Origin of the sequence: Pseudomonas sp. S37, from assembly GCF_016658545.1 — a bacterium.
In the GTDB taxonomy this organism is placed as follows: Bacteria; Pseudomonadota; Gammaproteobacteria; order Pseudomonadales; family Pseudomonadaceae; genus Aquipseudomonas.
Map to the genome: position 1 here is coordinate 50,595 of NZ_JACVZC010000015.1, position 26,141 is coordinate 76,735.

25 protein-coding genes are annotated in these 26,141 nt (G+C 63.4%); 15 read left to right on the forward strand and 10 right to left on the reverse strand.

What is annotated here, in order from left to right:
- Positions 1–113 precede the first annotated feature (113 nt).
- Positions 114–1,013 carry a catechol 1,2-dioxygenase gene (gene catA, locus IAE39_RS08115; protein ID WP_201201073.1) on the reverse strand — a complete coding sequence of 300 codons (900 nt, stop codon included), beginning with the start codon at positions 1,011–1,013 and terminating at the stop codon, positions 114–116.
- 165 nt (positions 1,014–1,178) lie between these two features.
- Positions 1,179–2,867, reverse strand: a complete 1,689-nt coding sequence (locus tag IAE39_RS08120; RefSeq protein WP_201201076.1) for a sigma-54-dependent Fis family transcriptional regulator — start codon at positions 2,865–2,867, stop codon at positions 1,179–1,181.
- A gap of 369 nt (positions 2,868–3,236) precedes the next feature.
- Here IAE39_RS08120 and IAE39_RS08125 point away from each other — a divergent pair, with 369 nt between their 5' ends.
- The 7 genes from IAE39_RS08125 to IAE39_RS08155 all read left to right on the forward strand — a co-directional run bounded on the left by IAE39_RS08125 (position 3,237) and on the right by IAE39_RS08155 (position 8,832).
- Positions 3,237–3,494 carry a phenol hydroxylase subunit gene (locus IAE39_RS08125; protein WP_201201078.1) on the forward strand — a complete coding sequence of 86 codons (258 nt, stop codon included), beginning with the start codon at positions 3,237–3,239 and terminating at the stop codon, positions 3,492–3,494.
- A 55-nt stretch (positions 3,495–3,549) separates the two neighbouring features.
- The gene (locus IAE39_RS08130; protein ID WP_201201080.1) at positions 3,550–4,545 is read left to right on the forward strand and encodes an aromatic/alkene monooxygenase hydroxylase subunit beta; all 996 of its coding nucleotides are present in this window, start codon (positions 3,550–3,552) and stop codon (positions 4,543–4,545) included.
- Entirely contained in the window at positions 4,542–4,811 is a 270-nt protein-coding gene (locus IAE39_RS08135; protein WP_201201082.1) for an MmoB/DmpM family protein, read from the forward strand. The genes IAE39_RS08130 and IAE39_RS08135 overlap by 4 nt, the downstream gene beginning before the upstream one ends.
- A gap of 32 nt (positions 4,812–4,843) precedes the next feature.
- Positions 4,844–6,358, forward strand: coding sequence for an aromatic/alkene/methane monooxygenase hydroxylase/oxygenase subunit alpha (locus IAE39_RS08140; protein ID WP_201201084.1), 1,515 nt, complete (start codon positions 4,844–4,846; stop codon positions 6,356–6,358).
- Positions 6,359–6,423: 65 nt separating this feature from the next.
- Positions 6,424–6,783, forward strand: coding sequence for a phenol hydroxylase subunit P4 (locus IAE39_RS08145; RefSeq protein ID WP_201201086.1), 360 nt, complete (start codon positions 6,424–6,426; stop codon positions 6,781–6,783).
- 11 nt (positions 6,784–6,794) lie between these two features.
- Positions 6,795–7,856 (forward strand): NADH:ubiquinone reductase (Na(+)-transporting) subunit F, encoded by a 1,062-nt coding sequence (locus IAE39_RS08150; RefSeq protein WP_201201087.1) that lies wholly within the window; start codon positions 6,795–6,797, stop codon positions 7,854–7,856.
- A gap of 76 nt (positions 7,857–7,932) precedes the next feature.
- Entirely contained in the window at positions 7,933–8,832 is a 900-nt protein-coding gene (locus tag IAE39_RS08155; RefSeq protein WP_201201088.1) for a SphA family protein, read from the forward strand.
- Between the two features lie 169 nt (positions 8,833–9,001).
- Here the strand turns inward: IAE39_RS08155 and IAE39_RS08160 are convergent, their stop codons facing one another.
- Both IAE39_RS08160 and IAE39_RS08165 read right to left on the reverse strand, forming a co-directional pair.
- A complete protein-coding gene (locus tag IAE39_RS08160; protein ID WP_201201089.1) occupies positions 9,002–9,700 on the reverse strand; it encodes a pirin family protein in 699 nt (232 codons plus the stop codon).
- A gap of 16 nt (positions 9,701–9,716) precedes the next feature.
- Positions 9,717–9,929 (reverse strand): hypothetical protein, encoded by a 213-nt coding sequence (locus IAE39_RS08165; protein ID WP_201201118.1) that lies wholly within the window; start codon positions 9,927–9,929, stop codon positions 9,717–9,719.
- Between IAE39_RS08165 and IAE39_RS08170 the strand changes: the two genes are divergently transcribed.
- From IAE39_RS08170 to IAE39_RS08190, 5 genes are all read left to right on the forward strand, one after another.
- A complete protein-coding gene (locus tag IAE39_RS08170; RefSeq protein WP_201201090.1) occupies positions 9,876–12,392 on the forward strand; it encodes a UvrD-helicase domain-containing protein in 2,517 nt (838 codons plus the stop codon). The genes IAE39_RS08165 and IAE39_RS08170 overlap by 54 nt on opposite strands.
- 186 nt (positions 12,393–12,578) lie before the next feature.
- Positions 12,579–13,505, forward strand: a complete 927-nt coding sequence (locus IAE39_RS08175) for an alpha/beta fold hydrolase (RefSeq protein ID WP_201201091.1) — start codon at positions 12,579–12,581, stop codon at positions 13,503–13,505.
- Positions 13,506–13,594: 89 nt separating this feature from the next.
- The gene (locus tag IAE39_RS08180) at positions 13,595–14,020 is read left to right on the forward strand and encodes a VOC family protein (protein WP_201201095.1); all 426 of its coding nucleotides are present in this window, start codon (positions 13,595–13,597) and stop codon (positions 14,018–14,020) included.
- Entirely contained in the window at positions 14,017–14,796 is a 780-nt protein-coding gene (locus IAE39_RS08185; protein WP_201201096.1) for an alpha/beta fold hydrolase, read from the forward strand. Before IAE39_RS08180 ends, IAE39_RS08185 begins: the two co-directional genes overlap by 4 nt.
- Before the next feature lie 908 nt (positions 14,797–15,704).
- Positions 15,705–17,384: an MFS transporter gene (locus IAE39_RS08190; RefSeq protein WP_201201097.1), complete on the forward strand. Its 1,680-nt coding sequence runs from the start codon at positions 15,705–15,707 to the stop codon at positions 17,382–17,384.
- Between the two features lie 112 nt (positions 17,385–17,496).
- On the opposite strand, the gene IAE39_RS08195 is transcribed toward IAE39_RS08190, so the two are convergent.
- Together IAE39_RS08195 and IAE39_RS08200 are read right to left on the reverse strand one after the other, a co-directional pair.
- Positions 17,497–18,066: a hypothetical protein gene (locus tag IAE39_RS08195; RefSeq protein WP_201201098.1), complete on the reverse strand. Its 570-nt coding sequence runs from the start codon at positions 18,064–18,066 to the stop codon at positions 17,497–17,499.
- 42 nt (positions 18,067–18,108) lie between these two features.
- Positions 18,109–18,495, reverse strand: coding sequence for a VOC family protein (locus IAE39_RS08200; protein ID WP_201201099.1), 387 nt, complete (start codon positions 18,493–18,495; stop codon positions 18,109–18,111).
- A gap of 163 nt (positions 18,496–18,658) precedes the next feature.
- On the opposite strand from IAE39_RS08200, the gene IAE39_RS08205 reads away from it, so the two are divergent.
- Positions 18,659–18,844: a hypothetical protein gene (locus tag IAE39_RS08205; protein WP_201201100.1), complete on the forward strand. Its 186-nt coding sequence runs from the start codon at positions 18,659–18,661 to the stop codon at positions 18,842–18,844.
- A 151-nt stretch (positions 18,845–18,995) separates the two neighbouring features.
- Complete coding sequence (locus IAE39_RS08210; protein ID WP_201201102.1) at positions 18,996–19,901, forward strand: LysR family transcriptional regulator; 906 nt, start codon at positions 18,996–18,998, stop codon at positions 19,899–19,901.
- A 37-nt stretch (positions 19,902–19,938) separates the two neighbouring features.
- Here the strand turns inward: IAE39_RS08210 and IAE39_RS08215 are convergent, their stop codons facing one another.
- The 4 genes from IAE39_RS08215 to IAE39_RS08230 form a co-directional block, all read right to left on the reverse strand.
- Positions 19,939–21,384, reverse strand: coding sequence for a PucR family transcriptional regulator (locus tag IAE39_RS08215; RefSeq protein ID WP_201201104.1), 1,446 nt, complete (start codon positions 21,382–21,384; stop codon positions 19,939–19,941).
- A 64-nt stretch (positions 21,385–21,448) separates the two neighbouring features.
- A complete protein-coding gene (locus IAE39_RS08220) occupies positions 21,449–22,963 on the reverse strand; it encodes an MDR family MFS transporter (protein ID WP_201201106.1) in 1,515 nt (504 codons plus the stop codon).
- 10 nt (positions 22,964–22,973) lie between these two features.
- Complete coding sequence (locus IAE39_RS08225; protein ID WP_201201108.1) at positions 22,974–23,642, reverse strand: TetR/AcrR family transcriptional regulator; 669 nt, start codon at positions 23,640–23,642, stop codon at positions 22,974–22,976.
- 266 nt (positions 23,643–23,908) lie between these two features.
- Positions 23,909–25,687 (reverse strand): phosphoethanolamine transferase CptA, encoded by a 1,779-nt coding sequence (locus tag IAE39_RS08230; protein WP_201201110.1) that lies wholly within the window; start codon positions 25,685–25,687, stop codon positions 23,909–23,911.
- Between the two features lie 181 nt (positions 25,688–25,868).
- On the opposite strand from IAE39_RS08230, the gene IAE39_RS08235 reads away from it, so the two are divergent.
- Positions 25,869–26,024, forward strand: a complete 156-nt coding sequence (locus IAE39_RS08235) for a DUF2986 domain-containing protein (protein ID WP_201201112.1) — start codon at positions 25,869–25,871, stop codon at positions 26,022–26,024.
- The last annotated feature ends 117 nt before the right edge of the window (positions 26,025–26,141 follow it).

Sequence of the window (26,141 nt, forward strand, 5' to 3'; positions counted from 1 at the left end):
CCCGGATGCGATCCCTGTGGGAGCAACTGTCTTGCATGTCCCTCGTGGCCAGCACTGGCCCCTGTAGGAGCGGCCTTGTGTCGCGATAGGCTGCAAGGCAGCCCCCGACATGCTTACCCGGCTTGCAATGCCCGCGGCCGCTGGCTGCGCTGCTCATCATCGGCATGCACCGCCGGTTGCAGGCAAAAATCGAAACTCACCCGTGCCACCCCGTCGTCAAGCTGCTCAACCTCACCCACCAGCCCGTCGCGGGTGGCATGGGCGAAGTCATCCCACAAGTACTCATCCCCCGCCAGGTTGATCTGCGTGGTCAGGTGTCGGTGCCCCGGTGCGCTGATGAAGAAGTGGATATGCGCAGGCCGCTGGCCATGCCGGCCCAGTTGGTCAAGGCAGGCCTGGGTCGGGCCGTCGGCCGGGCAGCCGTAGCCGCTGGGCACGATGCTGCGGGCGCGATATCGCCCTTGAGCATCGGTACGAATCCGTCGGCGCAGGTTGTACGCCGACTGGCTGGTGTCGAAGTAGGAATACAGCCCCTGGGTGTTGGCGTGCCACACGTCGACGATGGCCCCGGCCAGCGGCTGGCCATCCAGGCCCCGTACCTGGCCTTCGAGCTGCATCGGCTGCCCCGGGTCGCGGCCATCGTCCAGTTTTGCCTCGCCTTCACACAGCGGCGCGCCGGCTACGTACAGTGGGCCTTCGATGGTCCGCGGGGTGCCGCCGCCGTGCCCGGCCAGGCTGTCGCGGGCATCGCTGAGCAGGTCGAGGAAGTGTTCCAGGCCCAGGCCGGCCATCAGCAGGCCGGCTTCGTGGCGGCTACCGAGGCCGTTGAGGTAGTCGACTGCCTGCCAGAATTCGTCGTCGCTGATGGCCAGGTCTTCGATCAGCCTGGCGCTATCCTGCAGAATGCGCAGCACAATCTGTTTCAGGCGTGGATTGCCCTGGTCGTTGCCAATGCCTGCCGCCTTGGCGAAAAAGGCCTGAACCTCGGGGGAATGGGATATCGCTACAGTCATGGTTGCCTCACCGGTCGTTGTTGTTATCGGTGCAAGGCCTTCAGCAAATGCGGTGCCAGGTTGGCAACGGCTTGATATGCAAGGGTTCTGCTGCTTTTTGGCAATCGGCAGCTGGCGCGCACTCGATCATTTGATCAACCCGCGCCAGCGCCATTGCGCAAATGCTCAAGGCTTGTCGGGTGCCTTCTTCAGCCGGTAGGCAAGGGCAGGGCGGGTCATGCCGAGCAGGCGCGCAGCTTCTGAAACGTTCTGCCCACAGCGCTGCATGGCCTCCTGCATCAGCGCTTCTTCGACGCTATCCAGGCCGGTGCCGCTGTCGAGGATCTGCGCCACCCAGCCGGGCGCCGCCTGGTCGCTGGCCGCCACCAGCCGTCCATCGCTGCCCAGGCCGATGCTGCCGGTGGCCGGCGGGGCATGCGGGAACAGGGCGTCAAGGCCGATGCTCTGGTTCTCGTCGGTGATGATCACGCCACGTTCCATGAGGTTTTCCAGCTCGCGGATATTGCCCGGCCAGTCGTACTGCAGGCACACCTGCAGGGCCCGGTCGCTGAGACCGCGGGTTTTCTTGCCGTAGCTCTGGTGCAGGCGGCCGAGGAAATGCTCGATCAGCAGCGGGATGTCTTCGCGGCGTTCGCGCAGCGCCGGGATGTGCACCGGGAACACGTTCAGCCGGTAGAACAGGTCGGCACGGAAACGCCCATCCTTGACGGCCTGTTCAAGGTTTTCGTGGGTGGCAGCAATCACCCGCACATCCACCGGCCGCGTGCGGCTGTCACCCACCCGCTCCAGCTCGCCTTCCTGCAGCACGCGCAGCAGGCTGGCCTGGGCACGCGGGGTCAGCTCGACGATTTCGTCGAGGAACAGTGTGCCGCCGTTGGCCCGTTCGAAACGGCCCATGCGCGCCTGCTGGGCGCCGGTGTAGGCACCTTTCTCGACGCCGAACAGTTCGGCCTCGATTAGGTCCGGCGGGATGGTCGCGCAGTTCAGCGCCACGAACGCTGCCCCGGCTCGCTCGCTGCGCAGGTGCAGGCTGCGGGCGATCACCTCCTTGCCCACCCCGGTTTCCCCCAGCAGCAATACCGAGGCTTTGCCCGCGGCGACCTTGTCGGTGAGTGCGCAACAGCGCCGGTACACCGCTGACTGGCCGATGCCGTAGAACTGCCCCGACTCGTACTGCAGGCGCTGGCGCAGGTTGGCTACCTGCACCTGCAGCGATTGCAGCTCGTCGATCACCGGGTCGCTCTGGAAGTAGCGCAGGAAGGTCTCGGCGTCGTCCCATTGCTCCACCGGCTTGCCGATGATGCGACATTCGCTGGCGCCGCAGCCGCGGCAACTGACCTCCTTGTACAGCACCTGGCGCCCCAGGAAGAACGAGCTGTAGCTGATCGCGTAACCGAGCAGCATCCAGCACACCGGCTGCTCGGAATGCAGGCCTTCGGACTGGCAGTTTTCCACTTCGAAGGAGTCTTGCCATTCGATATCGGCGTAAAAATGGCCGTTGTCCAGGTCGATTTCCAGCTGCTGCGGGCGCACCTTGACCATGCCCTTGAGCGAGTGCAATTGCGGGCCGATGAAGAACATCTCCACCGGGTTGCCGTTGGGCCGCAGCTTGCGCGCCAGCTCTGCGTCCTTCAGGCCCGACTGGTAGCCCAGGCGCAGAAAAAAGCCCTTGGCCCGTTCCACGCCGAGCATTTCGATCAGCTCGCGGCGCATGCTGGCCATGGTCGCGGCCTGGACCAGCAGCATGCGCTGCTCGTCCAGCCAGATCTTGCCTTCGGTGCCTTCGAAGCGGACCCGTTCGGTCAGGTCCTTCAGTGCCGGTGCAGGTTCCGGCGCCCTGTACTGGGTAATCATTCGTTGCGCCCCTTGCTTGTAGTTGTATGGGGAATCGGCGCGCATCCGCTCAGGCAAGACGGGGTTATGGGACACGCCGAAACGACCGCGGTGTGCAGGCAAGGCCCGGGTCGTTCTTTTTCTAAACCGCCTGAAAGCCATGCAAAAGTCAATCACTGGCCACGTTTGCCATTTGCTCGAAAGGCCATTGGGCGATTGAGCAAATGATCAAACCGGCAGGCTGTGACGCGCCACTGGCACTGCCCTTGGGTAACCCGAAAAAAATAAAAACCAATTAAAAACAAAGGCTTGATAGCTATTTTCAGCACATTGAAAGCGCCTGGCACAGCCGTTGCTCAGCCCTTGGCACGTCCAACCGGAGCCCCAGCGATGAGCCCAGCCAACCTTTCCTTCGAGCAGATGCCGCGCTACGTCCGTGTACGCAGTGAGCCGGACGCGGCCTTTGTCGAGTTCGACTTCGCCATCGGCTACCCCGACCTGTTCGTCGAACTGGTCCTGCCGCAAACGGCCTTCGCCAGCTTCTGCGCCAGCAACCGGGTGCGCCACATGGATGCCGCAATGGCGGCGGCTGTCGACGCCGACATGCAGAAGTGGCGCTACGGCGAAAGCCGCGACGCGGACGATTGAGGCGCCGCTTGCCGGCGCATTGCACCCCCACAACAACAAGTACAGGACGCCTTGCATGAGTATCGAGATCAAGACGGCCACGGTCGAGCCGATCCGCCAGACCTTCAGCCACACCCGCCGGCGTTTCGGCGACAAGCCGGCCAGCCGCTACCAGGAAGCCAGCTTCGACATCGAGGCCGCCAGCAACTTCCACTACCGCCCGCTGTGGCAGCCCGACAAGCTGCTCAACGACCCCAGCCGCACCCGCGTACAGATGGCTGACTGGTACACCGTCAGCGACCCGCGCCAGTACTACTACGGCACCTACGTACAGGCCCGGGCACGCATGCAGGAAAACGCCGAGCACAGCTTTGCCTTCTGCGAAAAGCGCGAGCTGCTGGCCAGCCTGCCGGCGCCAACCCGGGCCCTGGTTGCGCGCTTGCTGCTGCCGCTGCGCCACGCCGAACTGGGCGCCAACATGAACAACAGCGGCATTGCCGCTGATGCCTTTGGCACCAGCGTCACCCAGATGCACATGTTCCACGCCATGGACCGCCTGGCCATTGCCCAGTACCTGTCGCGCATCGGCCTGCTGCTGGAAGACGACGGCCTGGCGTTGCTGGCCGAGGCCAAGCAGCGCTGGCTGGACGAGCCTGCCTGGCAAGGCATGCGCCGCTATGTCGAGGACAGCCTGGTGGTGCGCGACTGGTTCGAGTTGAGCCTGGCGCAGAACCTGGTCAGCGACGGCCTGTTGTACCCGCTGCTGTTCGAACACTTCGATGCGCAGTTGGTGGCTGAAGGGGCAGGGCAGTTGGGCATGCTCACCGAGTTCATGCGCCTGTGGTTTGCCGAGAGCCAGCGCTGGGTCGATGCCCTGGTCAAGACCGTCGTTGCCGAAAGCCCGCATAACCGCCAGTTGGTCGAGGGTTGGGTAAGCCAGTGGCGCGGCCGCGCCGTGCAAGCGCTGCTGCCGCTGGCCGAGGCCGGCCCTGGCCGCGAAGCGCTGGATGCCTGTGACAGCGCCTTTGGCGCGCGCCTGAAAAAGCTGGGCCTCAGTGGAGCTGCCGCATGACTTCCCTCGTTTACATCGCCTTCCAGGACAACGACAGCGCCCGCTACATCGTCGAGGCCATCACCCAGGACAACCCGCATGCCCTGGTGCAGCACCAGCCGGCGATGATCCGCGTGCAGGCCGAAGGGCGCCTGGAAATCCACCGCGCCACGGTGGAAGAAAAAATCGGCCGTGAATGGGACGTGCAGGAAATGCTGATCGACGTGATCACCCTCGGCGGCAACGTCGAGGAAGACGAAGACTGCTTTGCCCTGCACTGGAACTGATCCGCACAACGACAAGAACAAGGGAGACCACCATGGCCGCCAAGCGCCTGAACCAGAAAGACAAGTACCGCTGCCTGACCCGCGACCTGGGCTGGGAGCCGAGCTACCAGCTCAAGGACGACATCTATCCCTACGAGCGGTTCGAAGGTATCAAGATCACCGACTGGGACAAGTGGGAAGACCCGTTCCGCCTGACGATGGACGCCTACTGGAAATACCAGGCCGAGAAAGAAAAGAAGCTGTACGCCATCTTCGACGCCTTTGCCCAGAACAACGGCCACCAGAACATCTCCGATGCCCGCTACGTCAATGCCCTGAAGCTGTTCCTGAGCGGTGTCACGCCGTTGGAGTACCAGGCTTACCAAGGCTTTGCCCGGGTCGGTCGGCACTTTGGCGGCGCCGGCGCCCGGGTGGCCTGCCAGATGCAGGCCATCGACGAACTGCGCCACGTGCAGACCCAGGTGCACGCCATGAGCCACTACAACAAGCACTTCAACGGCCTGCATGACTTTGCCCACATGCACGACCGGGTGTGGTTCCTGTCGGTGCCCAAGTCGTTCTTCGAGGATGCACGCACGGCAGGCCCGTTCGAGTTCCTTACCGCCATTTCGTTCTCGTTCGAGTACGTGCTGACCAACCTGCTGTTCGTGCCGTTCATGTCCGGCGCTGCGTTCAATGGCGACATGGCCACAGTCACCTTCGGCTTCTCGGCGCAGTCCGACGAGGCCCGGCACATGACCCTGGGCCTGGAGGTGATCAAGTTCCTGCTGGAGCAGCACGAGGACAATGTGCCGATCGTGCAGCGCTGGATCGACAAGTGGTTCTGGCGCGGCTACCGGCTGCTGACCCTGGTCGGCATGATGATGGACTACATGTTGCCGAATAAAGTGATGTCCTGGGCCGAAGCCTGGGAGGTGTACTTCGAACAGGCCGGCGGTGCGCTGTTCAAGGACCTGGAACGCTACGGCATTCGCCCGCCCAAATACGTCGAGCAGACCACCATCGGCAAGGAGCACATCAGCCACCAGGCCTGGTCGATCTTCTACCAGTACAGCCAGGCCACCAACTTCCACACCTGGATCCCCACCGACGAGGAACTGGACTGGCTGTCGGCCAAGTACCCGGACACCTTCGACCGCTACTACCGGCCACGCTACGAGCACTGGCGCGAGCTGCAGGCACGCGGCGAACGCTTCTACAACCCGACGCTGCCGATGCTGTGCCAGATCTGCCAGATCCCGCTGGCCTTCACCGAGCCGGATGCGCCCACGCAACTGAGCCACCGCAGCCTGGTGCATGAGGGCGAGCGCTACCACTTCTGCTCCGACGGGTGCTGCGACATCTTCGCCTTTGAGCCGGAAAAGTACGTGCAGGCCTGGCTGCCGGTGCACCAGATCCTGCAGGGCAACTGCGGTGGCGCCGATGTCGAGGCAGTGGTGCGCGACTACTACAACATCGCCCACGGGCAGGACAACTTCGAATACCAGGGCTCGCCCGAGCAGCAGCGCTGGCAGGCGCTGCAGGGTACCGAACGCAAGTTCGGCTGATGCGTTGATGCGCCAGGGCGCCCTTATCGCGCCCTGGCTTCTACAAGAACAAGAGGAAATGTGCCATGCCCGTGACCGCCATCGGCAACTACACCGCCCAACCCCTGGACCGCCAGGCCAACTTCCACGGCGCCCAGCTGGTGTACCTGTGCTGGGAACAGCACTTGCTGTTCTGCGCACCGTTCACCTTGCCGGTAGACCCGGCGCTGCCCTTTGCCACTTTTATCGAGCAGGTGGTCAAACCCGCCATTGCCCTGCACCCGGACGCCGCACAGGTCGACTTTGCCGCCGTGCACTGGCGCCTTGACGAGCAGCCGTTCACACCCGACCTGGGCCGTGGCCTGGCGGCTAACGGCGTAGTTCATAAAAGCCTGCTGCACCTGCACACCCCCGGCCTCGACGGCCTGGGCGGCAGCCACAACTGAGGAATGCCGCCATGAGCTATCACGTCACCATCGAACCCACCGGTGAACAGATCGAAGTGGAGGAAGGCCAGACCATCCTCGAAGCGGCCTTGCGCCAAGGCGTGTGGCTGCCGTTTGCCTGTGGCCACGGCACCTGCGCGACGTGCAAGTGCCAGGTGCTGGAAGGCGAGGTCGACCTCGGTGCGGCATCATCCTTTGCCCTGATGGACATGGAGCGCGACGAGGGCAAGGTGCTGGCCTGCTGTGCCATCCCGCAGAGTGACCTGGTGATCGAGGCCGATATCGATGTCGACCCGGACTTCGCCGGCCTGCCGGTGCAGGACTACCGCGCGGTGGTCACCGGGCTGGTAGAGCTGTCGCCGACCATTCGCGGCGTGCACCTTAAGCTCGATCGGCCGATGGCCTTTCAGGCCGGGCAGTATGTGAACCTGCAACTGCCGGGCATCGAAGGTTCCCGCGCGTTCTCCCTGGCCAACCCGCCACAGCAGGCAGACGAGGTGGAGCTGCATGTGCGCCTGGTGGAAGGCGGCTTGGCCACCGGGCACATTCACCAGCAGCTGCAGGTGGGCGATGCACTGGAGTTGTCCGGGCCTTACGGGCAGTTCTTCGTGCGCAGCTCGCAGCCGGGCGACCTGATCTTCATCGCCGGCGGCTCGGGGTTGTCCAGCCCGCAATCGATGATCCTCGACCTGCTGGCGCGTGGCGACACCCGGCGCATCACCCTGTTCCAGGGCGCCCGCACCCGGGCCGAGCTGTACAACCGCGAGCTGTTCGAAGGGCTGGCTGCCCGGCATGCCAATTTCAGTTATGTGCCGGCCCTCAGCCAGGCCGCCGAGGACGCGCAGTGGCAAGGCGTGCGCGGTTACGTGCACGACGCGGCCCGGCAGTATTTCGATGGCCGCTTCAACGGCCACAAGGCCTACCTGTGCGGCCCGCCACCGATGATCGACGCGGCCATCTCCTGCCTGATGCAGGGCCGCCTGTTCGAGCGCGACATCTTCATGGAGCGCTTCTACAGCGCGGCCGATGGCGCAGCAGAAGGGCAGCGCTCGGCCCTGTTCAAACGCATCTGAGCATCTCCAGGCCCGGCGCCCCGAACGCGGGGGGCCGGTGTGCACCCGACCGAAAACAACAATAAAGGTTGACCCGATGACCCCGACCCTCGCGAACCTGCTTCGCCTTGCCGTGTGCGCCTCGTTGTCTGGCGCTGCCAACCTGTCCCATGCCACCGAAGGCGGTGGCACCTCGTACCCGTTGGGGGCCGAGAACTACATGTCTGGCGCCATGCCGCCGCCAGGCCTGTACGGCCAGCTGTTCGTCAACCACTACGAAGCCGACAACCTGCGTGGCAACGACGGGCGCAAGTTGCCGGTGGATTTCCGTGTGCGTGCCAACGCCATCGTGCCGCGCTTCATCTGGGTGAGTGACTACACACTGTTGGGCGGCAGCCTGGCGCTGCATGCGATCGTGCCATTGGTCGACGTCAAGGTTTCGCTCAACGGCCAGTCGCAGCAAAACAGCGGCCTGGGCGACGTGATCTTCGGCCCGGCGCTGGGTTTTCACCACAGCGACAAGTTCCACAGCATCCTCGCCTTCGACATGATTGCCCCCACTGGCCGCTACGACAAGGATGACCTGGCCAACCCCGGGCGCAACTACTGGGTGTTCGAGCCGGTGTATGCGATGAGCTACGTCGACCCGACCGGGCTGAACCTGGATGCCAAGCTCATGTACGACTTCAACCGGCGCAACCCGGCCACCGATTACCGCTCGGGGCAGGAGTTTCATGTGGACTATGCCGTGGGCTGGGGGTTGGGCAATGGCTGGGTGTTGGGGGTAGGGGGGTACTACTACCGGCAGACCACCTATGACAACCAGGATGGCGAGCGGATCGAAGACAACAAAGGCCGCAGCTTTGCCATCGGCCCGTCGATCAAGTACAGCGGCGAAGGCGGGTGGTTCGTGACGGCGAAGTGGTCGAAGGAAACCGAAGTGCGCAACCGTGCCCAGGGTGATGCTTACTGGCTGAAGCTGACCTTGCCCTTCTAGCTTAAGGGGCAGACGCATACCCCCTGTAGGAGCGGCCTTGTGTCGCGATCGGGCCGCAAAGCGGCCCCAGCAATATCAGCAGCACGGCTGAAATCGAGGGGCCGCTGTGCGGCCCGATCGCGACACAAGGCCGCCCCTACAGGTATTGCGCTATCAAGGCCAACGGTGATCAGGCCACATCCACCAGCACGATTTCGCTATCTTCAATGGCGGTCACCCGCAGCACTTCTTCCTGCTCGATCGCCACCCCATCACGCGCCCTGGCCTGCAGCCCATTGACTTCCACCAGCCCCTTGGCCGGTACCAGGTAGCCCCGGCGGGCGGTGTCGAAGCGGTACTCGGCAGTTTCACCCGCCTTCAGGGTGGCGGCTACCAACCGCGCATCGGCGCGGATCTGCAGGCTGTCTTCGTCATCGGCGCGGCCACTGGCCAGGGTCACAAAGCCTTCGCCACGCTCACCTTTGGGAAACGGCCGGGTGCCCCACTGCGGTGCTTCACCGGTGCGGTCCGGCACGATCCAGATCTGGAAGATACGGGTATCGACGTCTTCCTGGTTGTACTCGCTATGCACGATGCCGGTACCGGCGCTCATCACCTGCACGTCACCGGCTTCGGTGCGGCCCTTGTTACCCAGGCTGTCCTGGTGGGTAATTGCGCCTTCACGCACATAGGTAATGATTTCCATGTCGCGGTGCGGGTGCGGTGGGAAGCCGCTGCCAGCTGCGATCAGGTCGTCGTTCCAGACCCGCAGGTTGCCCCAGTGCATGCGCGCCGGGTCGTAGTACTCGGCAAACGAGAAATGGTGGTGGGCGTCGAGCCAGCCGTGGTTGGCGTGGCCGAGGCTGTCGAACGGTCGCAGTTGCAGCATGGTCGTGCTCCTTGAATCAGCGGAATGAGGCCATGATGCGCCAAATAAACATCGAAAATAAGCGTAAATATCGGCTTAAAACAATCAGTATATTGAATGTTGTCGTGTGCAGCTGTTGACCCGTTTCATCGCCTAATCCACTGATCTGCAAGCATTCGCTGGCGATTTTCTGGCGATGCGGCGAACATGCCGGCTGATTTTGTTTTTCAATGGAGTGACCGTGGCCCACGAGCAACCCCTGGCCCCCGCCGACCTTACCCCGCCCGCCCAATTACCCTGGTTGCGCCGCCTGGCCGCACGCCTGTTAGGGCGCGGCCTGACCCGTCTGCAGGCGCAGCACCGTGATTCTTGGTTCCTTGGCCACGCCACGGGCCAGCGCAGTGGCCACGCCGACGGTTTGCGTGACGGCTTCGAGCGTGGGAGGGTGGAGGGCTATGAGGCCGGGCGCCAAGTGCTGGTGATTCGCGATAGCCGCCCCGACATCGCCGCAGTGCCCGGCCGCGACGACAACCTGTTCGACGACTGGCGCCTGCCGCTGACGGCCGAGTTGAAAAAGCGTTTCAAGGCCGATGTCGCCCAGCGCCTGCCCGCCGAGGCGCAACCCAGCGCCGCGCAATGGAAGCTGATTTTCAGCGACACACCGTCCACCTGCGTAGTGGCCGGGGCCGGGGCCGGCAAGTCGACGTCGCTGGTGCTGCGCATCCTGCTGTTGCGTCACTACCTGGGTTACGAGCTGGATGCGATGACCGTGGTCACCTTCACCCGCGAGTCGCGCAAGGACTTCATCAAGCGCCTGCTGCAGGTGTTCGCCTTGTGGCAGATCAACCTGCAACCGGCGCAGGCCCGTGAGCTGGTGCGCACCTTCCACTCGCGAATTTTGCCGCTGGTACGCAGCCTGCCGGGCTTCGACCAGGTGCGTGCCTTCGAAACGCTGGGCAACGAGATGCCTGCCGGGCGCGAGGCCGAGGCCGACAGCAACCCCTTCGACCTGCGGCTGAACGATGCCCAGCGCCAACAGCTGAACCAGTGCTACAGCAACGTGCTGGGCGAGAGCCCACGCTTTGCCGAGCTGGTCGGCCTGTTGCGCAGCGAAGCTTTGCAGCTCAAGCCATTGGACCCAAACAACCCCGACGTACAGAAGCGCGCCCAGGTAACCCAGTTGGCTGCCCAGCGCGACGAAGAACTGTGCGACGTGATCGAGGACCTGTGGTTTGCCGCCGGAGCCTGGCCGATCAAGGGCATCGAACCGTGCCGCGAAACCGTCGAGATCCGTGGCAGCCGCTTCCATGTGCATGGGCGCCTGGCGGGTGACGGGCCATTGGTGGTGCTGGGCTTTGATCCCGCGGAAAGCGCGCAGTACCAGCGCCCCGGCGCCAAGTTGGCGGTGCGTGGTGAATGGGCGGTCAAGCGCACCTTGTTGCAGGCGTTCTGTGACAGGCCGCTGATCTGGCTCGACAACTACGCCATGGCCCGGCGCTTGGCAGCCTCACTGGCCGGTGATGCGGTGGCCGGCCCCGGCTTTGAATACAAGGTCAAGGGCGAACTGGCCCCGGCCCCGCTGCTGGATGCGTTCGTCGCGGCGGCCAACTTCATCGAGAACCTCGGCCTGGATGTAAATACGGCGGTGGCGGCAATGAGCTTCCCGTCCGGCGACAGCGACGCGCTGTTCTTCGAGGCACTGGCCCTGTACTGGAAAGCCCTGGAGGCGCACCTGCTGGACCAGTCGCCACCGGTGATGAGCTACAACCGCATGTTCGCCCTGTTCGGCGAGAACAATCCGGAAAACCTGCGCCTGTTGCCTGACCCGCTGTTGCGGCCTTTGGCGCACCTGATGATCGACGAGTTCCAGGACGTGTCGCCGCAGATTGTCAGCTGGCTGCGCGCCAGCCTTGCCGAAATCCGCCGGCGCGGCCCGGCCATGCACACCGGTCGCCATGCCCAGCACTCGTCGCTGCTGTGCGTGGGTGATGACTGGCAGTCGATCTATGGTTGGCGCGGCAGTTCGCCGAAGTACTTCATGGAGTTCTCCAAGGCCTTCCTGTCGCCGGCCAATACCCGGGTGATGCTGGTCGACAACTACCGTTGCCAACAGCAGGTGATCGACGCTGCCGAGCACCTGGTCAAGGGCACCCCGGCGATTGCCGGCAAGAAAGCCCGGGCCAGTGGCCCGGCAGCCGAACTGCCGGGCTCGCCGGTCAAGGTGTTCGACCGTGACGAGGCGGCCCTGGGTGAAACGCTGATCGAGCACTACCAGCGCGGCGAAACGGTGATGATGCTGTACCGCAAAGGGGGCGACCGGGCGCTGATGGCCGAGCACCTGCAAAGCGTGCTGCACGCCGAAGCGGCGCTGCCGGCCGAACAGCGCCGCCTGCGCCAGTTGACCTACCACAGTGCCAAGGGCTTGCAGGCCGACGCGGTGTTCATGCTTGGCGACTGCCAGTACCTGACCAGCTCGCCTTACAAGAACCAGGTGTACCGCCAGGCCGGGTTAGGCAAGGCCGGTGATGCCCAACCGTTCGATACCGCGCAGAAAGAAGAAGTGCAGCGCCTGGCCTACGTGGCGGTGACCCGTGCGGTGCAGCACTGCTACTGGCATGTGGAGGCCGCCAACGGCGAAGCCGCGGCGGCCCCACGGGCGTCGGGCCAGGTGGATGGCAAGCAGGCCTTCTTCGAGGACCTGCGCGGGCAGTGAGGGTCGGTGACGGTTAAGTCACAGTCGGTGACGGGCCAGTGGGGTGCCTGACGTTGCGCCAAGGTAACGTGTCGGAGCCCCTTGCGGCCCGGCGCAAGGGTTGCCGCTGGCGACAGCAGGCGAAGGGGCCGGCGGCGTATCTGGCCTGGTGTGGTCGTACCAGGCTGCAAGTCAGGAAGCGTACCCATGCGATCTGCATCGACACCCAAGGATCATCTGCTAGACCTGAACGGCATAGAGATTGCCGTACGTTGCTGGGGGCCGGAAGACGGTATCCCGGTGCTGGCCCTGCATGGCTGGCTGGATAATGCCGCCTCGTTCGAGCGCTTGGCACCGATGCTCGATGGCTGTTTCGTGGTGGCCCCCGATCTGGTCGGTCACGGTCGTTCCGACCACCGTCGCCACGACAGTGGCTACTACCTGTGGGAGCACGCCGAGGACATGCTGGCGGTGGCCGACAGCCTGGGCCTGGGGCAATTTCATGTGCTGGCCCATGGTATGGGCACTGGCGTGGCGTCGCTGCTGGCAGCGATGACCAGTGGTATTGCCAGCATGACCTTCCTTGATGGCATGGGCGCACCGTTCACGGTGGCCGAGGACGACCGCGTGCAGCACCTGGCGCGGGCCTACCGGCTCAAACGCATGGTCCAGCGCAGCCAGCTACAGGGTTTTGCAGAGCCGGACGTCGGCCGCTTCGACGACCTCGACACCGCCTTGGCCCAGCGCCGCGAACGCCTGGATACCGAGCTGTCGGAAGGTGCCGCACGGCTGCTGGCGCTGCGCGACCTGTTGCAGTTGGGGGATGGATACTGCTGGCGCCACGACCCGCGGCTGGTGCTGCCCGAACCGATGCCGCTGACCGAGCGCGAAGCCTGCGACCTGCTCACCCAGATTCACTGCCCGCTGTATCTGCTGTTTGGCCGCCAGGGTGCATTTACCGGCGAAGGCTTCAGCCGGCGCCAGGCCGCCTTGCCCAGCCAGGCGAAAATTTCCTGGCACCCGGGTGGTCACCACTTCCACCTGGATGCGCCGGATCGGGCGTTGGTCGATCAACTGCTGCGCATCCTGGCGCGGCATGAAGGGGGTGTTCTGCAACGCTTGGTGAACGAGTAGCTGATTCTGGTCATGGCCTGCGCACCTGGGCTATGGTGGCTGCGGAAAACCCCAATCTATGTGGGGAGCGAATCCACAGGAGCCCCGACATGCGACCGTTCGCCATCAAGCACATCGACCACCTTGTATTGCGGGTCAGCGACCTGCCGCGTAGCGTTGCCTTTTACACCGAATTACTTGGCTGCTCGGTCAGCCGTGTGCGTGAAGACCTGGGCATGGTTCATCTGGCCACTGGCACGGCAATGATCGACCTGGTCACCTTGGATGGCCCGCTGGGCAAACCCGGCGGTGCGGCACCGGGCGAAGAGGGGCGCAATCTGCATCATTTCTGCCTGCGCATCGAGCCGTTCGATGAGCCGGCGTTGACCGCCTACCTGCAAGCTGCCGGGGTAAAAGTGGAGCCTGCCGAGAAGCGCTATGGCGCCGAAGGCGAGGGGCTGTCGTTGTACTGCTATGACCCGGATGGCAACCAGGTCGAGTTGAAAGGGCCGATACCGACTGCGGGTGCGGCATGAGCAACCTGCACAGCCGCGAACACTGGGTCGATAGCGCACAGGGCAAGCTGTTCGCCCAGGAGTGGGTGCCAGCGCAGGCACAAGGGGCGCCCATCGTCCTGTTGCATGACTCGTTGGGCTGCGTGGCTTTATGGCGCGAATTTCCAGCGCAGTTGGCGCACGCCATCGGGCACCGGGTAATTGCTTACGACCGTCTGGGCTTTGGCCGTTCCGATGCCCACCCGGGTGTATTACGCCTGGGCTTTGTCGAGGACGAGGCGCGGCAGGGTTTTTCGGCGCTGCTTGAGCATTTGGGCGTTGAGGATTTCATCGTCTTTGGCCACAGCGTAGGCGGCGGTATGGCGGTGGCTTGCGCGGCGGCATTTGGCAACCGGTGTAGGGCGCTGATTACCGAGTCAGCGCAGGCATTTGTCGAAGCGCGTACGCTGGAGGGCATTCGAGCGGCCGACCTGCAGTTTGCCGAAGCCGGGCAGTTGCAGCGGTTGCAGCGCTACCATGGCAGCAAGGCCGAATGGGTACTGCGCGCCTGGGTGGACAACTGGTTGGCCGAGGATTTCGCCGAGTGGAACCTGGATACCGTACTGGCACAGGTGCGTTGCCCGCTGTTGAGCCTGCATGGCGATAACGACGAGTTCGGCTCACCGGCGCACCCCGAGCGGTTGTTGGCGCATGCCGGTGGCCCTGGGGTGATGCGGTTGTTGCAAGGCTGTGGGCATGTGCCGCATCGGGAGCAGGCAGAGCAGGTGTTGGCGGAAGTCACGCAATTCTTGCGCTGATGGTTCGTGGTCACAGTGCGTGACCATGCCCGTGCCGTGCGGTGCTTTTGCTTCTAAGCGCGCGATAGTTCAGGCGCCGCCGATTGCGACTTCAGGAGGCCGAGCGAAGGGCATGCGGAGGGAGGTGACGGGCATGGATGCCCGTCAAGCGCTGAGGCCCCATGGATGGGGCCTGCAGCGCGTACTCCCGGGAGCATGCCCGTAGCGAGGGGACCCCGGAGCGCAGCGTAGGGGCCGGATGATGGGAGCGGGCGCCTTTGGTTACTTTGGGCAAGACCAAAGTAACCCGCCGGAAGGGCGGAAAGGTGACTTGGCGCCACCTGCGCTAAAGAATGCCTGCTCGATGTAAATGCACACATCCCATAAAATCAGAAGCTTAAGCGTTGGTTTCGATACAGTGAAAACGCTGTCTGCGATAGCGACGCTCACTCACCTTTTCGCCTTTACGGCGAGTTCCTTTTTGTCTTGGCAAAAAGGAACCAAAAACCGCCCGCTCCATCATCCGGCCCCTGCGCTGCGCTCCGGGGTCCCCTCGCTACGGGCTTGCTCCCGGGAGTACGCGCTGCAGGCCCCATCCATGGGGCCTCAGCGCTTGACGGGCATCCATGCCCGTCACCTCCCTCCGCAAGCCCTGCGCTCGGCCTCCTGAAGTCGCAATCTGTGTCGCCTGGACTATCGCGCGCTTAGAAGCAAAGTCAAAAGCAAGAGCAAGAGCAAGAGCAAGAGCACGGGGCCAGTTGGAGTGGATATCCCGGCAAAGCCAATTATGCTTCAGTTACCTTGCTGCGATCCGAGGCGGCCCGCCTCGTCGTGCTTCGCGCAACCAAAGCAAGCCCTAGGGCCTGGGTGCGACGGTGAAATGGGTATGAGGTACTCCGGCCTGCATGAAGACATGACGGAGGCAACCCATGGCGGTTCTCGACAGCGCATCCACGGGCAGTAGCGCGCCCCAACGCGGTATCACCAAGGAGGAGCGCAAGGTCATCTTCGCTTCGTCCCTGGGCACGGTGTTCGAATGGTACGACTTCTACCTGTACGGCTCCCTAGCCGCGATCATCGCCAAGCATTTCTTTGCCGGGGTCAATGAAACCACTTCGTTCATCTTCGCCTTGCTGGCCTTTGCCGCCGGCTTCGCCGTGCGACCTTTCGGGGCCATCGTGTTCGGCCGCCTGGGTGACATGATCGGGCGCAAGCACACCTTCCTCATCACCATCATCATCATGGGCCTGTCCACTGCGGTGGTGGGCCTGCTACCCAGTTACGCCTCGATCGGCGTGGCCGCGCCGGTCATCCTGATTACCCTGCGCCTGCTGCAGGGCCTGGCCTTGGGCGGCGAGTACGGCGGCGCCGCCACCTACGTGGCCGAGCACGCGCCCAAGGGGCGTCGCGGCTTCTTCACCGCCTGGATCCAGACCACCGCCACCCTGGGGCTGTTCCTGTCGCTGCTGGTGATCATGGCCTGCCGCACGGCCATGGGCACGGAGGTGTTCGAAGCCTGGGGCTGGCGCATACCGTTCCTCCTGTCGATCCTGTTGCTGGCGATTTCGGTGTATATCCGCCTGCAACTGAACGAGTCGCCGGTGTTCATGAAGATGAAGGCCGAAGGCAAGGCATCCAAGGCGCCATTGACCGAATCGTTTGCCCGCTGGGACAACCTCAAGGTGGTGATCATGTCGCTGCTCGGCGGCACCGCCGGCCAGGCCGTGGTCTGGTACACCGGGCAGTTCTATGCGTTGTTCTTCCTGTTGCAGATGCTCAAGATCGAGCCGCAAACCGCCAACCTGCTGATTGCCGGCTCGCTGCTGATCGGCACGCCGTTCTTCATCTTCTTCGGCAGCCTGTCCGACCGCATTGGCCGCAAGAAGATCGTCATGGCCGGCTGCGTCATCGCCGCGCTGACCTACTTCCCGATCTTCAAGGCGCTGACCGAGTACGGCAACCCGGATGTATTCGTTGCCCAGGAGCAGAACCCGGTCGTGGTGGTGGCCGACCCTGGCCAGTGCGCGTTTCAGTTCGACCCGGTGGGCAAGGCCAAATTCACCAGTTCCTGCGACATTGCCAAAAGCCTGCTGGCCAAGCGCGCCATCCCCTATACCAACGAAGCGGCTGAACCTGGCAGCCTGGCGCAGATTCGCATCGGTGAACGGGTATTGCCGAGCTTCGAGGGCAGCAGCCTGGCGGCGGCGGACTTCAAGGCGCAGAACGACGCCTTTACCGCAACCCTGGGTGGTGCGCTGAAAGAGGCGGGCTACCCCGAGAAGGCCGACCCGGCCAAGATCCACTACCCGATGGTGCTGTTGCTGCTGACCATTCTGGTGATCTACGTGACCATGGTCTATGGGCCGATTGCCGCCTGGCTGGTGGAGCTGTTCCCGGCGCGTATTCGCTACACCTCGATGTCGCTGCCTTACCACATCGGTAACGGCTGGTTCGGCGGTTTCCTGCCAACCGTGGCGTTTGCCATGGTGGCGGCGACCGGGGATATCTATTACGGCCTGTGGTACCCGATCGTGATTGCCGTGATGACGGCGGTGTTGGGGATTTTCTTCCTGCCGGAGACCAAGGACCGAGATATCAATCACACCTGAAGGTTGAGGTTGCCTGTGCCGGCCTCTTCGCGGGTAAACCCGCTCCTACAACGGGCATCGTTTCCGTTGTAGGAGCGGGTTTACCCGCGAAGACGCCGGCACAGGCAACCCATCAATCAAAATACCCACGCAGCCCAAAGGCATACCCCGTATCAACCTCCGCCGCCTCACCGCGGCTCCAGCGCTTCTTCAGCACGAACTCGAACGCTGGCTCGTACAACCCGTCGCGCACCAGCGCCCCCGCCAGTACCTCCACGTCATACCAGCCATTGTCCAGCTCGATGACCGGCCGCCCCGGCACCTGGTAGCGCGCCATCAGGTCACCCAGGGTCTTGGGCGTGAAGTGCTGCAGGATGCGCCAGGTGTACAGCATCAGCGCGCCATGCTCGACCCGTAGCACATAACCATTGCGCCGGTGCTTCAGGCGGCTGCCGGCTTCGCGCAGGGCCGGGGTGTAGCCATCGAGGGTGAACAGGATGCGGTAGGGCAGGTTGTCGACCCCGGCCAGCGGCAGCACGACGCCTTCGCGCACGGCCTGGTCGCCGCAGTCGTCGTGGGTGAACGCGTAGGCCAGGTCATCGGGCAGTTGATGGTCCTGTTTGAAGCGCTCGAGCAGTTGGATATCGCCGAGCAGAAAGTAGTCGACCAGGTCGTTGAGCACTTCGCTGAATTCGTGGCGCATCTGTTTTCCTTATTGGTGCGCGTTGGGGAGGTGAGCAACCCGCTAGTGTTTCTGGGCGATCTGAATCAGGTTGCCGCAGGTGTCGTCGAATACCGCCACCGTGACCGGGCCCATGGGCGTGGGAGGCTGGGTGAACTGCACGCCCGCCGCGCACAGCCGGGTGTATTCGGCCTGGATGTCGCGTACGCCGAATGAGGTGGCGGGTATGCCATCCTGTTTGAGTGCCGCCTTATAGGTCTTTGACGCCGGGTGCGCATCGGGCTCCAGCAGCAGTTCGACGCCGTTAGGGTCATTGGGAGAGGTGAGGGTCAGCCAGCGGTGGCGGCCCATGGGGATGTCATGCTTAGGCTCGAAACCGAGCACGTAGTGATAGAACGCAAGGGCTTTGGCCTGATCTTCGACGAGGATGCTGGTGACTACGATCTTCATGAGTGCACACCGTATGCCTAGGGTCGATAACTACCAGTAAAGACGTTCAGGCGTATTTGACCAGTGAGCTTTAGCCCGCCGCGGTGGCGTTTCCGTATGTGTTGTCCTGGAGGCCGGTATTAACGTTGTCCCTGCAGGATCAACCCAACCATGAGAGAAAACCATGCACGACGATAGTCTTGATGAACCGCTGGAAAGCCATGACCCTGAACAACAGGACAATCAACAACCAGAGAAGACACTTTCCCGGCGCAAGCGCGGTGTAGGACCGGTGTCGGGCATGTCCTGCGCGCCAGGCTACAAAATGATCGGCGATGACTGTATTGTGGCCAATATAGACTTCGATTAGAAGGAATAGGTGACAGCTGCAGTTGTCCCCACGAAAAAAGCTGCTCAAGCCATAGTTAAATCCTTCATCTGGCAGCCACCGTCTGGGTGGGATCAAGAGTAAAGTGTGAGGCATGATCCCCGTGCGCCCATGCCGGCGCCCAAGAGGTACCGTGGCTGCCTATACCTTGCGACAACTCAAGTACTTCGTAACCACCGTGGAGGCCGGCAGCGTTGCCGAGGCTTCACGCCAGCTGTACATCGCCCAGCCGTCCATCTCCACGGCGATCAAGAGCCTGGAAGAAAGTTTCGGTGTGCAGCTGTTCATCCGCCATCACGCCCAGGGCGTGTCACTGACGCCCAGTGGCAAGCGCTTCTATGCCAAGACCAAGTCGCTGCTGCAGATGGCCCATGAGTTTGAACAGAACGCCCTGGCCGACAACGACACCGTGGCCGGGCAGATCGACATCGGCTGTTTCGAAACCGTGGCGCCGTTGTACCTGCCGCGGCTGATCGCCGGCTTTCGCCAGCGTTATCCGGGCGTGGATATCCGCCTGCGCGATGGTGAGCAGCAGGACCTGATCCAGGGCCTGACGGCAGGTACCTTCGACCTGGCGTTTCTCTACGACCATGACCTGGATGGTACCATCGAGGCCGAACCGCTGATGCCGCCGCAGAAGCCCTACGTGCTGTTGCCAGAGAACCACCGCTTTGCCGGTCAGGCCCAGGTTTCATTGCGTGACTTGTGCCCGGAGCCGATGATCCTGCTGGACGTGGCCCCCAGCCGCACCTATTTCGTCAGCCTGTTCAACGAAATGGGGCTTACGCCGAACATCGTCTTCAGCTCGCCGTCGATCGAGATGGTGCGCGGCATGGTCGGGCAAGGCTTTGGTTTCTCGCTACTGGTGACTCGCCCGCATTCGGAATACACCTATGACGGTCAGCGTTTGGTCATGCTGGATATCGCCGAGCCGGTAGCCCTGTCGGGGTTGGCTGCGGCGTGGTTGAAGCGGGTGCAACTGACCAAACCGGCGCAGTTGTTCGTCGACTTTTGCCGGGAAGAGCTGGCGAAGTTCTGAGCGTCGGCAAGCCCTCCGTGGCGAAGCATCCAAAATCCTAAGCCAGATGCTCGAACAGGTCGGTATTCTTGCCCGCCTGAATGGCAATCCAGAAGCGTGCAATGCCACTGGTGGTTGTCGGCTTGATTCCCGACAACTGCTCCACCAGCTTCAACCGGTAGACCAGCGTTTGTCGGTGAATCCCCAGGTCGTAGGCCGTGGCCTTCCAGTTACCGTCGTTATGCAGGAAGGTGACCAAGGTTTGCAGCAGCGCCGCGCCCTGGGTGCGGTCGTGCTCGATCAGCGGCCCCAGGTAACGGCCCACCAGCGCCCGTGCCTCGGCCAATGACTTGGGCGCCATGATCAGGCCGGTTTCCGCGTCGCCATAGCGCAGCAACTGTGCGCCGCTCTCTTCAGCCTGCGTCAGTGCCAGGCGTGCCTGGCGTACACTCTCGCGAAAGCCGGTGGCTGCCGCGATCGGCCCGCTGATTCCGATGCTTGTTCCCTCGCCCAGGTTTTGGCCTAGCGCGGCCAGGCTGGCGCTGTCGTCACGGCTGATCGCCAGCAGCAAGCCTTTGTCACTGAGCAGCAGCGGTGTGCCGTGGTGCAGGGCAGGGGCCTGGTGGATGTCAGCGCTGCTCCAAGGGCCGTTGCTGCCGGGCCTGATCGCCAGGCTTACCAAGGTGCCCGCCAGGCCGCGGCGCTCCAGCATCGGCCGCGCCAGGCCAAACTCGGTTTCGCTGTCGAGCAGGCTGCGCAGCAGTGCTGCACCTTCTTCGCGCTGCTGGTCGCGGTGAATCATCAGGCGTTCCAGTTCGACGCCCAGCAAGCCGACCAACGAACGCACCAGGATCGAATCATCCTGTGTGCGTGCACTTTTGCGCGCCATCAGCAGGTTGGCGCGGGCGCGGCCGGCAATCGGGATGCGCTCGACCCGCTCGGCGGCTTGTGCGCCTTGGCGGGTTTCGACCACGGTGAGGCCACTGGGGGCATCTTCGATGGCCAAGTCCAGGCCCAGGGTGTCGGCCAGAATGGCCAGGCGCCCCGCCATGTCCGGGGCTTTACGCAAGGCTTCGGCGTAGGTCTGGAACAGTCGCTCGCTGGCGTTGAAACGCTCGCGCTGGGCCTGCAGCACGCTCTCGATCACATAGTGCGACAGCTTGACGAATTCCAGCTCGAAGCTGCCATGCAGCACTGGGAACAACAGGCGGTCGGCAGCGGCCAGCAGTTCGCCAGACAGCGCCGGAGCATCGGCACGGGGCGCTACCACCAAAGCGCTGGGGTTGCTCTGTACCAGCTGCTCCAGCCAGGTTACCTGGTCGGTCGGGGCGCTGGGCAGGCCGACGCCGGTGGTCATCACCAGGTCGCCTGGCGATACCCAGCGCCATGGGTCTGGCAGGTCGACGGTATGCGCCCAGGTAATCAGCCTGCCGGTGCCGGCAGCGCCGGCCACGGCCTGCAACTTGAGCAGTTCGATGTCGATCAGGTCCTGCACCGTGAGCATGGGCGAATCTCATTCCAAAGACCCGCCAAGCATGGCGTTTTACACCGGCCGGGTAAACCTCTGTTCACGCCTGCGTGGCCCGGCGCAGCGGCACTTCACGCAACAGCCAGGACAGCGCGAAGGCCACACTGGTAATACCGCCGGCCAGCAGGAACACCCCATGCATGGCGCCGGAAAACGCTACCAAGTAGCTGTGTTGCAGGGCCGCAGGCAATGCATGCACGGCGGCTGGCGACAGGCTTGCCGGGCTGCCGGCGCTGGCGCTGAAGTCGCTGGCCAGGGCGCCGAGCAGGGCATGTGAGAACAGCGCGCCAAACAGCGACACGCCGATGGCGCCGCCAACCGAGCGGAACAAGGTTGCCCCGGATGTGGCCACGCCCATGTGGCGCGGCTCCACGCTGTTCTGCACTGCCAGGATCAGCACCTGCATGACCATGCCCAGGCCGGCACCGAGCAGGCCCATGTACAGGTTCATCAACGCCATGGGGGTGTCCAGGTCAAGCCGACTCAGCAGGCCGAGGGCAATTACCTGAAGCAGCGTGCCGAGGATCGGGAACATCCGGTAGCGCCCCCAGCGGCTGATCAGCCGCCCGGTAATTGCCGACACCACCAGCAGGCCGCCCATCAGCGGCAGCATCTGCAACCCGGCACTGGTCGGCGTGGCGTTCTTTACCACCTGCATGTACAGCGGCAGAAAGGTGACTGCGCCAAACAGCGACACCCCGACGATAAAACCGATCAACCCGGCGAGCACGAAGGTACGGTGGCGGAACAGGTGCAGCGGCATGATCGGTTCGGCGGCGCGGCGTTGTTCGAGGACGAAGCCGGCCAGGCCGATCAGTGCAAACAGCGACAGGCACAGCATGTCCAGCGATTGCCACGCCAGCAGGCTGCCGCCCAGGCTGGTGATGAGCACCACAGCGCCCAGCGCCACGGTAAGGAAGAACGCGCCGATGTAATCCACCTTATGCTGTACCAGGGCCACATGTGGGCGAAACACGCTGCCGATCACCACCAGCGCCAGCAGGCCCAGCGGCAGGTTGATGTAGAAGATCCAGTGCCATGACAGGTGTTCCACCAGGAAACCGCCGATCAACGGCCCGACTACCGTGGCCAGGCCGAACACGCCGCCGAACAGGCCTTGGTAGCGGCCACGTTCGGCAGGCGGGATCACATCGCCGATGGCGGCCATCGCCACCACCATCAGGCCGCCCCCGCCCAACCCCTGCAAGATACGAAACGCGATCAGCTGGCCCATGGTCTGCGCCGCGCCACACAGTGCCGAGCCCAGTAAAAACAGCACGACGGCAACCTGCAGTACGCGCTTGCGGCCGAACTGGTCTCCGAACTTGCCATAGAGCGGCACCACCACCGTGGAGGCCAGCAGGTAGGCGGTGACCACCCACGACAGCCAGCGCAGCCCGCCGAGGTCACTGACGATAGTCGGCAGCGCGGTCGAGACAATGGTCTGGTCGAGGGCGGCCAGGAACATCACCAGCATCAGCGCTGCCAGCAGCAGCGGGATGGAGGTTTGCGCGTCCGTTGCGGCAGGTGAGGTATCTGTGGGTATCGGTTGCACGGAGCGGACCTCAACGGTATATGGCGTGGGCCTGGGCATGCTGTTGGCCGGCGTCCTGCAGGCCTGCCAGGGCAAAGCGGTACAACTGCGCTGAAACTGCCTCGACCGGCATTTGCAGAATCTCGTGCAGTGCGCCAGAGCCACCGCGCGGGCCAATCAGCAACATTGCCCACGGCGCCGTGACGCAGAGGATGCAGCGGGTCAGCGCAGGGTCGTGGGCGGGAATCTGGCTGACCTCGCTGAACAGCGCCTTGAGCAGTGACAGGCGCTGCGGTGCTGCCGCCTGCAGGTGTGCCTGGCCATGGGGGCTGGGGGCGAGGATTTCTGCGGCCAGTACGCGCAGGTGCCAGTTGTCGCGAGCCGATGTGGCTTTGTGCACCACCAGTTCCACTAACGCCTGCAGTTTTTCCTCGGCCGCTTGCGCGCCTTGGGTGATGCGTTGCAGGTCGCTGAGGTCGAGGAAGCGTTGGCGGGCTTCGTCGAGCACCGCCAGGTACAAACCGTTGCGGCTGCCGAAGTGGTAGTTGATCGAGGCCAGGTCGACCTCGGCCTTGGCGGCGACCGCCTTGTTGCTGGTTTCGGCGTAGCCGAGCGCGGCGAACAGTTCGCCGGCGGCTTCAAGAATACGGGTGCGGGTGACGGCGCCGTCCTTGCGCGGTTCGCGGGGGGCTGTGGACATGGCGGGGTGCTCTGCGGGCCAGGAAGATGGGCAGAGGGTGGCGCAGGTTTAATTTAAAATCAATTTAAATTTAATTTATCTTCCGGACCAGGTTGGTAAGGATGGACTTGATGAACATCTGAGCGTCTGCGCGATCCCTGTGGGAGCGGGTTCACCCGCGAATCAGGCGACGCGATGGATGGCACCGGCGTAGCCGGTGTTCGCGGCTGAAGCCGCTCCCACAGGGAATGGAGCGGCCTTAGGGGCGTAAAGCGCCTCAAAAAGAGTCAGTTCAAGCGCTTGCCGCTCTGCTCTTCGCCACTGCTGGCCGTCTGTTGCACACTGCCGCCCTTGTCCATCGGCAGGTGATCGAACTCACGCAGGCCGTCCTTGCGGTACGGGTCACCAATCCAGCGCGGTGCCACCAGGAACTGCGGGCTGACCAGACTCTTGGTCGGCTCGAAGCGGTCATAACTCAACCCGGCCAGGTCAGACAAGGTATGGATCAGGTGCGAGCTGCTGTACGGGCGGTTGGCCATTGCCTGCAAGTCGCGTGGGTGTTCGGCCTGCCAGCTCGGCGAGGTCCACAACAGGAACGGGATGGTGTACATCGGCCGGGTAGGTGCGCCTTCGTTGCGCCCCAGGCGGTCGTGGTTGCCAGAGCTGTATACGTCCTCGCCATGGTCGGACAGGTACACCAGAAACCCGTTGGGGTTGCCCGCCGAGTACCGCTTGATCAGGCTCGACACCACGTAGTCGTTGTAGCGCACTGCGTTGTCGTAGAAGTTGTAGGTTTCCACCTGGTCATCGGTCAGTGCGCCCGGCGCGCCCTGCTTGTCGGTGAAGTGCGCGTAGTCGTTCGGGTAGCGGTAGCGGTAGTCCATGTGCGCGCCCAGCAGGTGGACGATGATGAACTTGTTCGGCGCAGGGTCTTGCAGGGCCTTCTCGAACGGTGCCAGCACCACGTCATCGTACTGGCTGGCATTCTGGTTGCGCTGGTTGTTCAGGTACACCGGCGCGTCCGTCTGCTGCGAGAAGGTGGTGAGCATGGTATTGCGCTTGGTCATGGTCTGCTGGTTGGTGATCCAGAAGGTTTTGTAGCCTGCCTGTTTCATCAGGTTGATCAGTGACGGGTCGGTGAGGAAGCGGTCCGGGTTCTGCTCATCGCCGAAGGTAAGGATCTGCTGCATCACTTCGATGGTGTACGGGCGTGGCGAAACCACGTCGCGGAACACGGTAAGGCCCTTGTCGCTGGCGGCCAGCGCGTCGAGGTTGGGCGTGGTGTCGCGGTTGTAGCCGTACAGGTGCATGTGCTCGCGGGTGGTGGACTCGCCCAGCACCAGTACCAGGGTGCGGGGCGCCGAACCGCTGCTGTCGCGCAGGTTCTGCAAAGGGGGCAGGGCCGCGTTCTGGGCCAGCAGCTCCTGCATGTTGTCCAGCTGCTGGCGGTACTGCCGGTAGCCGACCAGCAATTGCCACGGCACGGCGGGCTCCATGCGCTGCTGCACTTTTTCTACGGCATCGGCAAAATTACGCTCCTGGGTAACCATCTGCTTGTAGAACGGCAGCACCAGGTTGGCCAGCAGTAAAAGCACGACCACTGGCAGGCGACCGCGCAGCGGCAGGTAGACCGGGCGCACGCGCCGCCACAACACCACGGCCACCAAGCTGTACAGCAGCAGCGCCAAGCCCAGCCACACGCTGAAATACTGGCTGAAGTACTCACCCGCTTCGGCGGTATTGGACTCGAACATCACGAAGATGACGCTTTGCGAGAACTCCTGGCGATAGATGCCGAAGTAGCTCAGGCCGACCAGCGATGCAGCCCACAGCGCCAGGCCGATGATTGCCGCCGTGGCGCGGGTGAAGCGCGGCAGCAGCAATACCGGGACCAGCCATAGGCTGCTAAGGAAGAACGCATCACGGAAACCGGCAAAGCCGGTGGTGCCACTGAACAGCAGAAACGCCTGGGTTACGCCGGAGAAGTACCAGAAGAACAGAAACAGCCAGCCCAGGCCGGCCCAGTCCACGCGCTTGTGCGCGGCAGGGGATGTAGTGTGTAACACGTATGCCTCGTCGTACCTTGGCAGCCAGCGAATGTGCGCGTGGCCGGAAAGGGCGAGACGCTAATCTGCGGACTGTGAAAATAACGTCAAGGCGGCGAGCCAAATGGCCATTGTCTATGGCAGCAAGGCCCGCACAGGTATGATGGCTGCAGCGAAACCGCACTGAAAGGCCTAGTGGACCATGAACCGTCGTAAGAAGATCAAGCAGCTGTTGCAGGCGCATCAGAAAAAAGCCAGTGCCAAACTGGCGCCGCGCAAGCCCAAGTATATTAGCAAGGCTGACCGGTTGAAGCTGGAGGCCGAGGCGGTAGGGGATGTTGCACAACAGGCCGACTGACGCGAACTCTGGCTGACTGACGCGACCCCTGTAGGAGCGGCCTTGTGTCGCGATCGGGCCGCAAAGTGTTCTGGTCAAGTTTTTCCGGACACCGATTACGGTGATCAAGCCGCCTGC

What these genes read in the sequence shown, in the direction of transcription:
- IAE39_RS08170 (WP_201201090.1), top strand. Translation starts at nt 9,876, where the DNA reads ATGCGGCGAACATGCCGGCTGATTTTGTTTTTCAATGGAGTGACCGTG.
- IAE39_RS08215 (WP_201201104.1), bottom strand. Translation starts at nt 21,384, where the DNA reads ATGCTCACGGTGCAGGACCTGATCGACATCGAACTGCTCAAGTTGCAG.
- IAE39_RS08150 (WP_201201087.1), top strand. Translation starts at nt 6,795, where the DNA reads ATGAGCTATCACGTCACCATCGAACCCACCGGTGAACAGATCGAAGTG.
- IAE39_RS08175 (WP_201201091.1), top strand. Translation starts at nt 12,579, where the DNA reads ATGCGATCTGCATCGACACCCAAGGATCATCTGCTAGACCTGAACGGC.
- IAE39_RS08125 (WP_201201078.1), top strand. Translation starts at nt 3,237, where the DNA reads ATGAGCCCAGCCAACCTTTCCTTCGAGCAGATGCCGCGCTACGTCCGT.
- IAE39_RS08130 (WP_201201080.1), top strand. Translation starts at nt 3,550, where the DNA reads ATGAGTATCGAGATCAAGACGGCCACGGTCGAGCCGATCCGCCAGACC.
- IAE39_RS08120 (WP_201201076.1), bottom strand. Translation starts at nt 2,867, where the DNA reads ATGATTACCCAGTACAGGGCGCCGGAACCTGCACCGGCACTGAAGGAC.
- IAE39_RS08195 (WP_201201098.1), bottom strand. Translation starts at nt 18,066, where the DNA reads ATGCGCCACGAATTCAGCGAAGTGCTCAACGACCTGGTCGACTACTTT.
- IAE39_RS08155 (WP_201201088.1), top strand. Translation starts at nt 7,933, where the DNA reads ATGACCCCGACCCTCGCGAACCTGCTTCGCCTTGCCGTGTGCGCCTCG.
- IAE39_RS08235 (WP_201201112.1), top strand. Translation starts at nt 25,869, where the DNA reads ATGAACCGTCGTAAGAAGATCAAGCAGCTGTTGCAGGCGCATCAGAAA.
- IAE39_RS08205 (WP_201201100.1), top strand. Translation starts at nt 18,659, where the DNA reads ATGCACGACGATAGTCTTGATGAACCGCTGGAAAGCCATGACCCTGAA.
- IAE39_RS08180 (WP_201201095.1), top strand. Translation starts at nt 13,595, where the DNA reads ATGCGACCGTTCGCCATCAAGCACATCGACCACCTTGTATTGCGGGTC.
- IAE39_RS08200 (WP_201201099.1), bottom strand. Translation starts at nt 18,495, where the DNA reads ATGAAGATCGTAGTCACCAGCATCCTCGTCGAAGATCAGGCCAAAGCC.
- IAE39_RS08145 (WP_201201086.1), top strand. Translation starts at nt 6,424, where the DNA reads ATGCCCGTGACCGCCATCGGCAACTACACCGCCCAACCCCTGGACCGC.
- IAE39_RS08190 (WP_201201097.1), top strand. Translation starts at nt 15,705, where the DNA reads ATGGCGGTTCTCGACAGCGCATCCACGGGCAGTAGCGCGCCCCAACGC.
- IAE39_RS08140 (WP_201201084.1), top strand. Translation starts at nt 4,844, where the DNA reads ATGGCCGCCAAGCGCCTGAACCAGAAAGACAAGTACCGCTGCCTGACC.
- IAE39_RS08185 (WP_201201096.1), top strand. Translation starts at nt 14,017, where the DNA reads ATGAGCAACCTGCACAGCCGCGAACACTGGGTCGATAGCGCACAGGGC.
- IAE39_RS08135 (WP_201201082.1), top strand. Translation starts at nt 4,542, where the DNA reads ATGACTTCCCTCGTTTACATCGCCTTCCAGGACAACGACAGCGCCCGC.
- catA (WP_201201073.1), bottom strand. Translation starts at nt 1,013, where the DNA reads ATGACTGTAGCGATATCCCATTCCCCCGAGGTTCAGGCCTTTTTCGCC.
- IAE39_RS08160 (WP_201201089.1), bottom strand. Translation starts at nt 9,700, where the DNA reads ATGCTGCAACTGCGACCGTTCGACAGCCTCGGCCACGCCAACCACGGC.
- IAE39_RS08225 (WP_201201108.1), bottom strand. Translation starts at nt 23,642, where the DNA reads ATGTCCACAGCCCCCCGCGAACCGCGCAAGGACGGCGCCGTCACCCGC.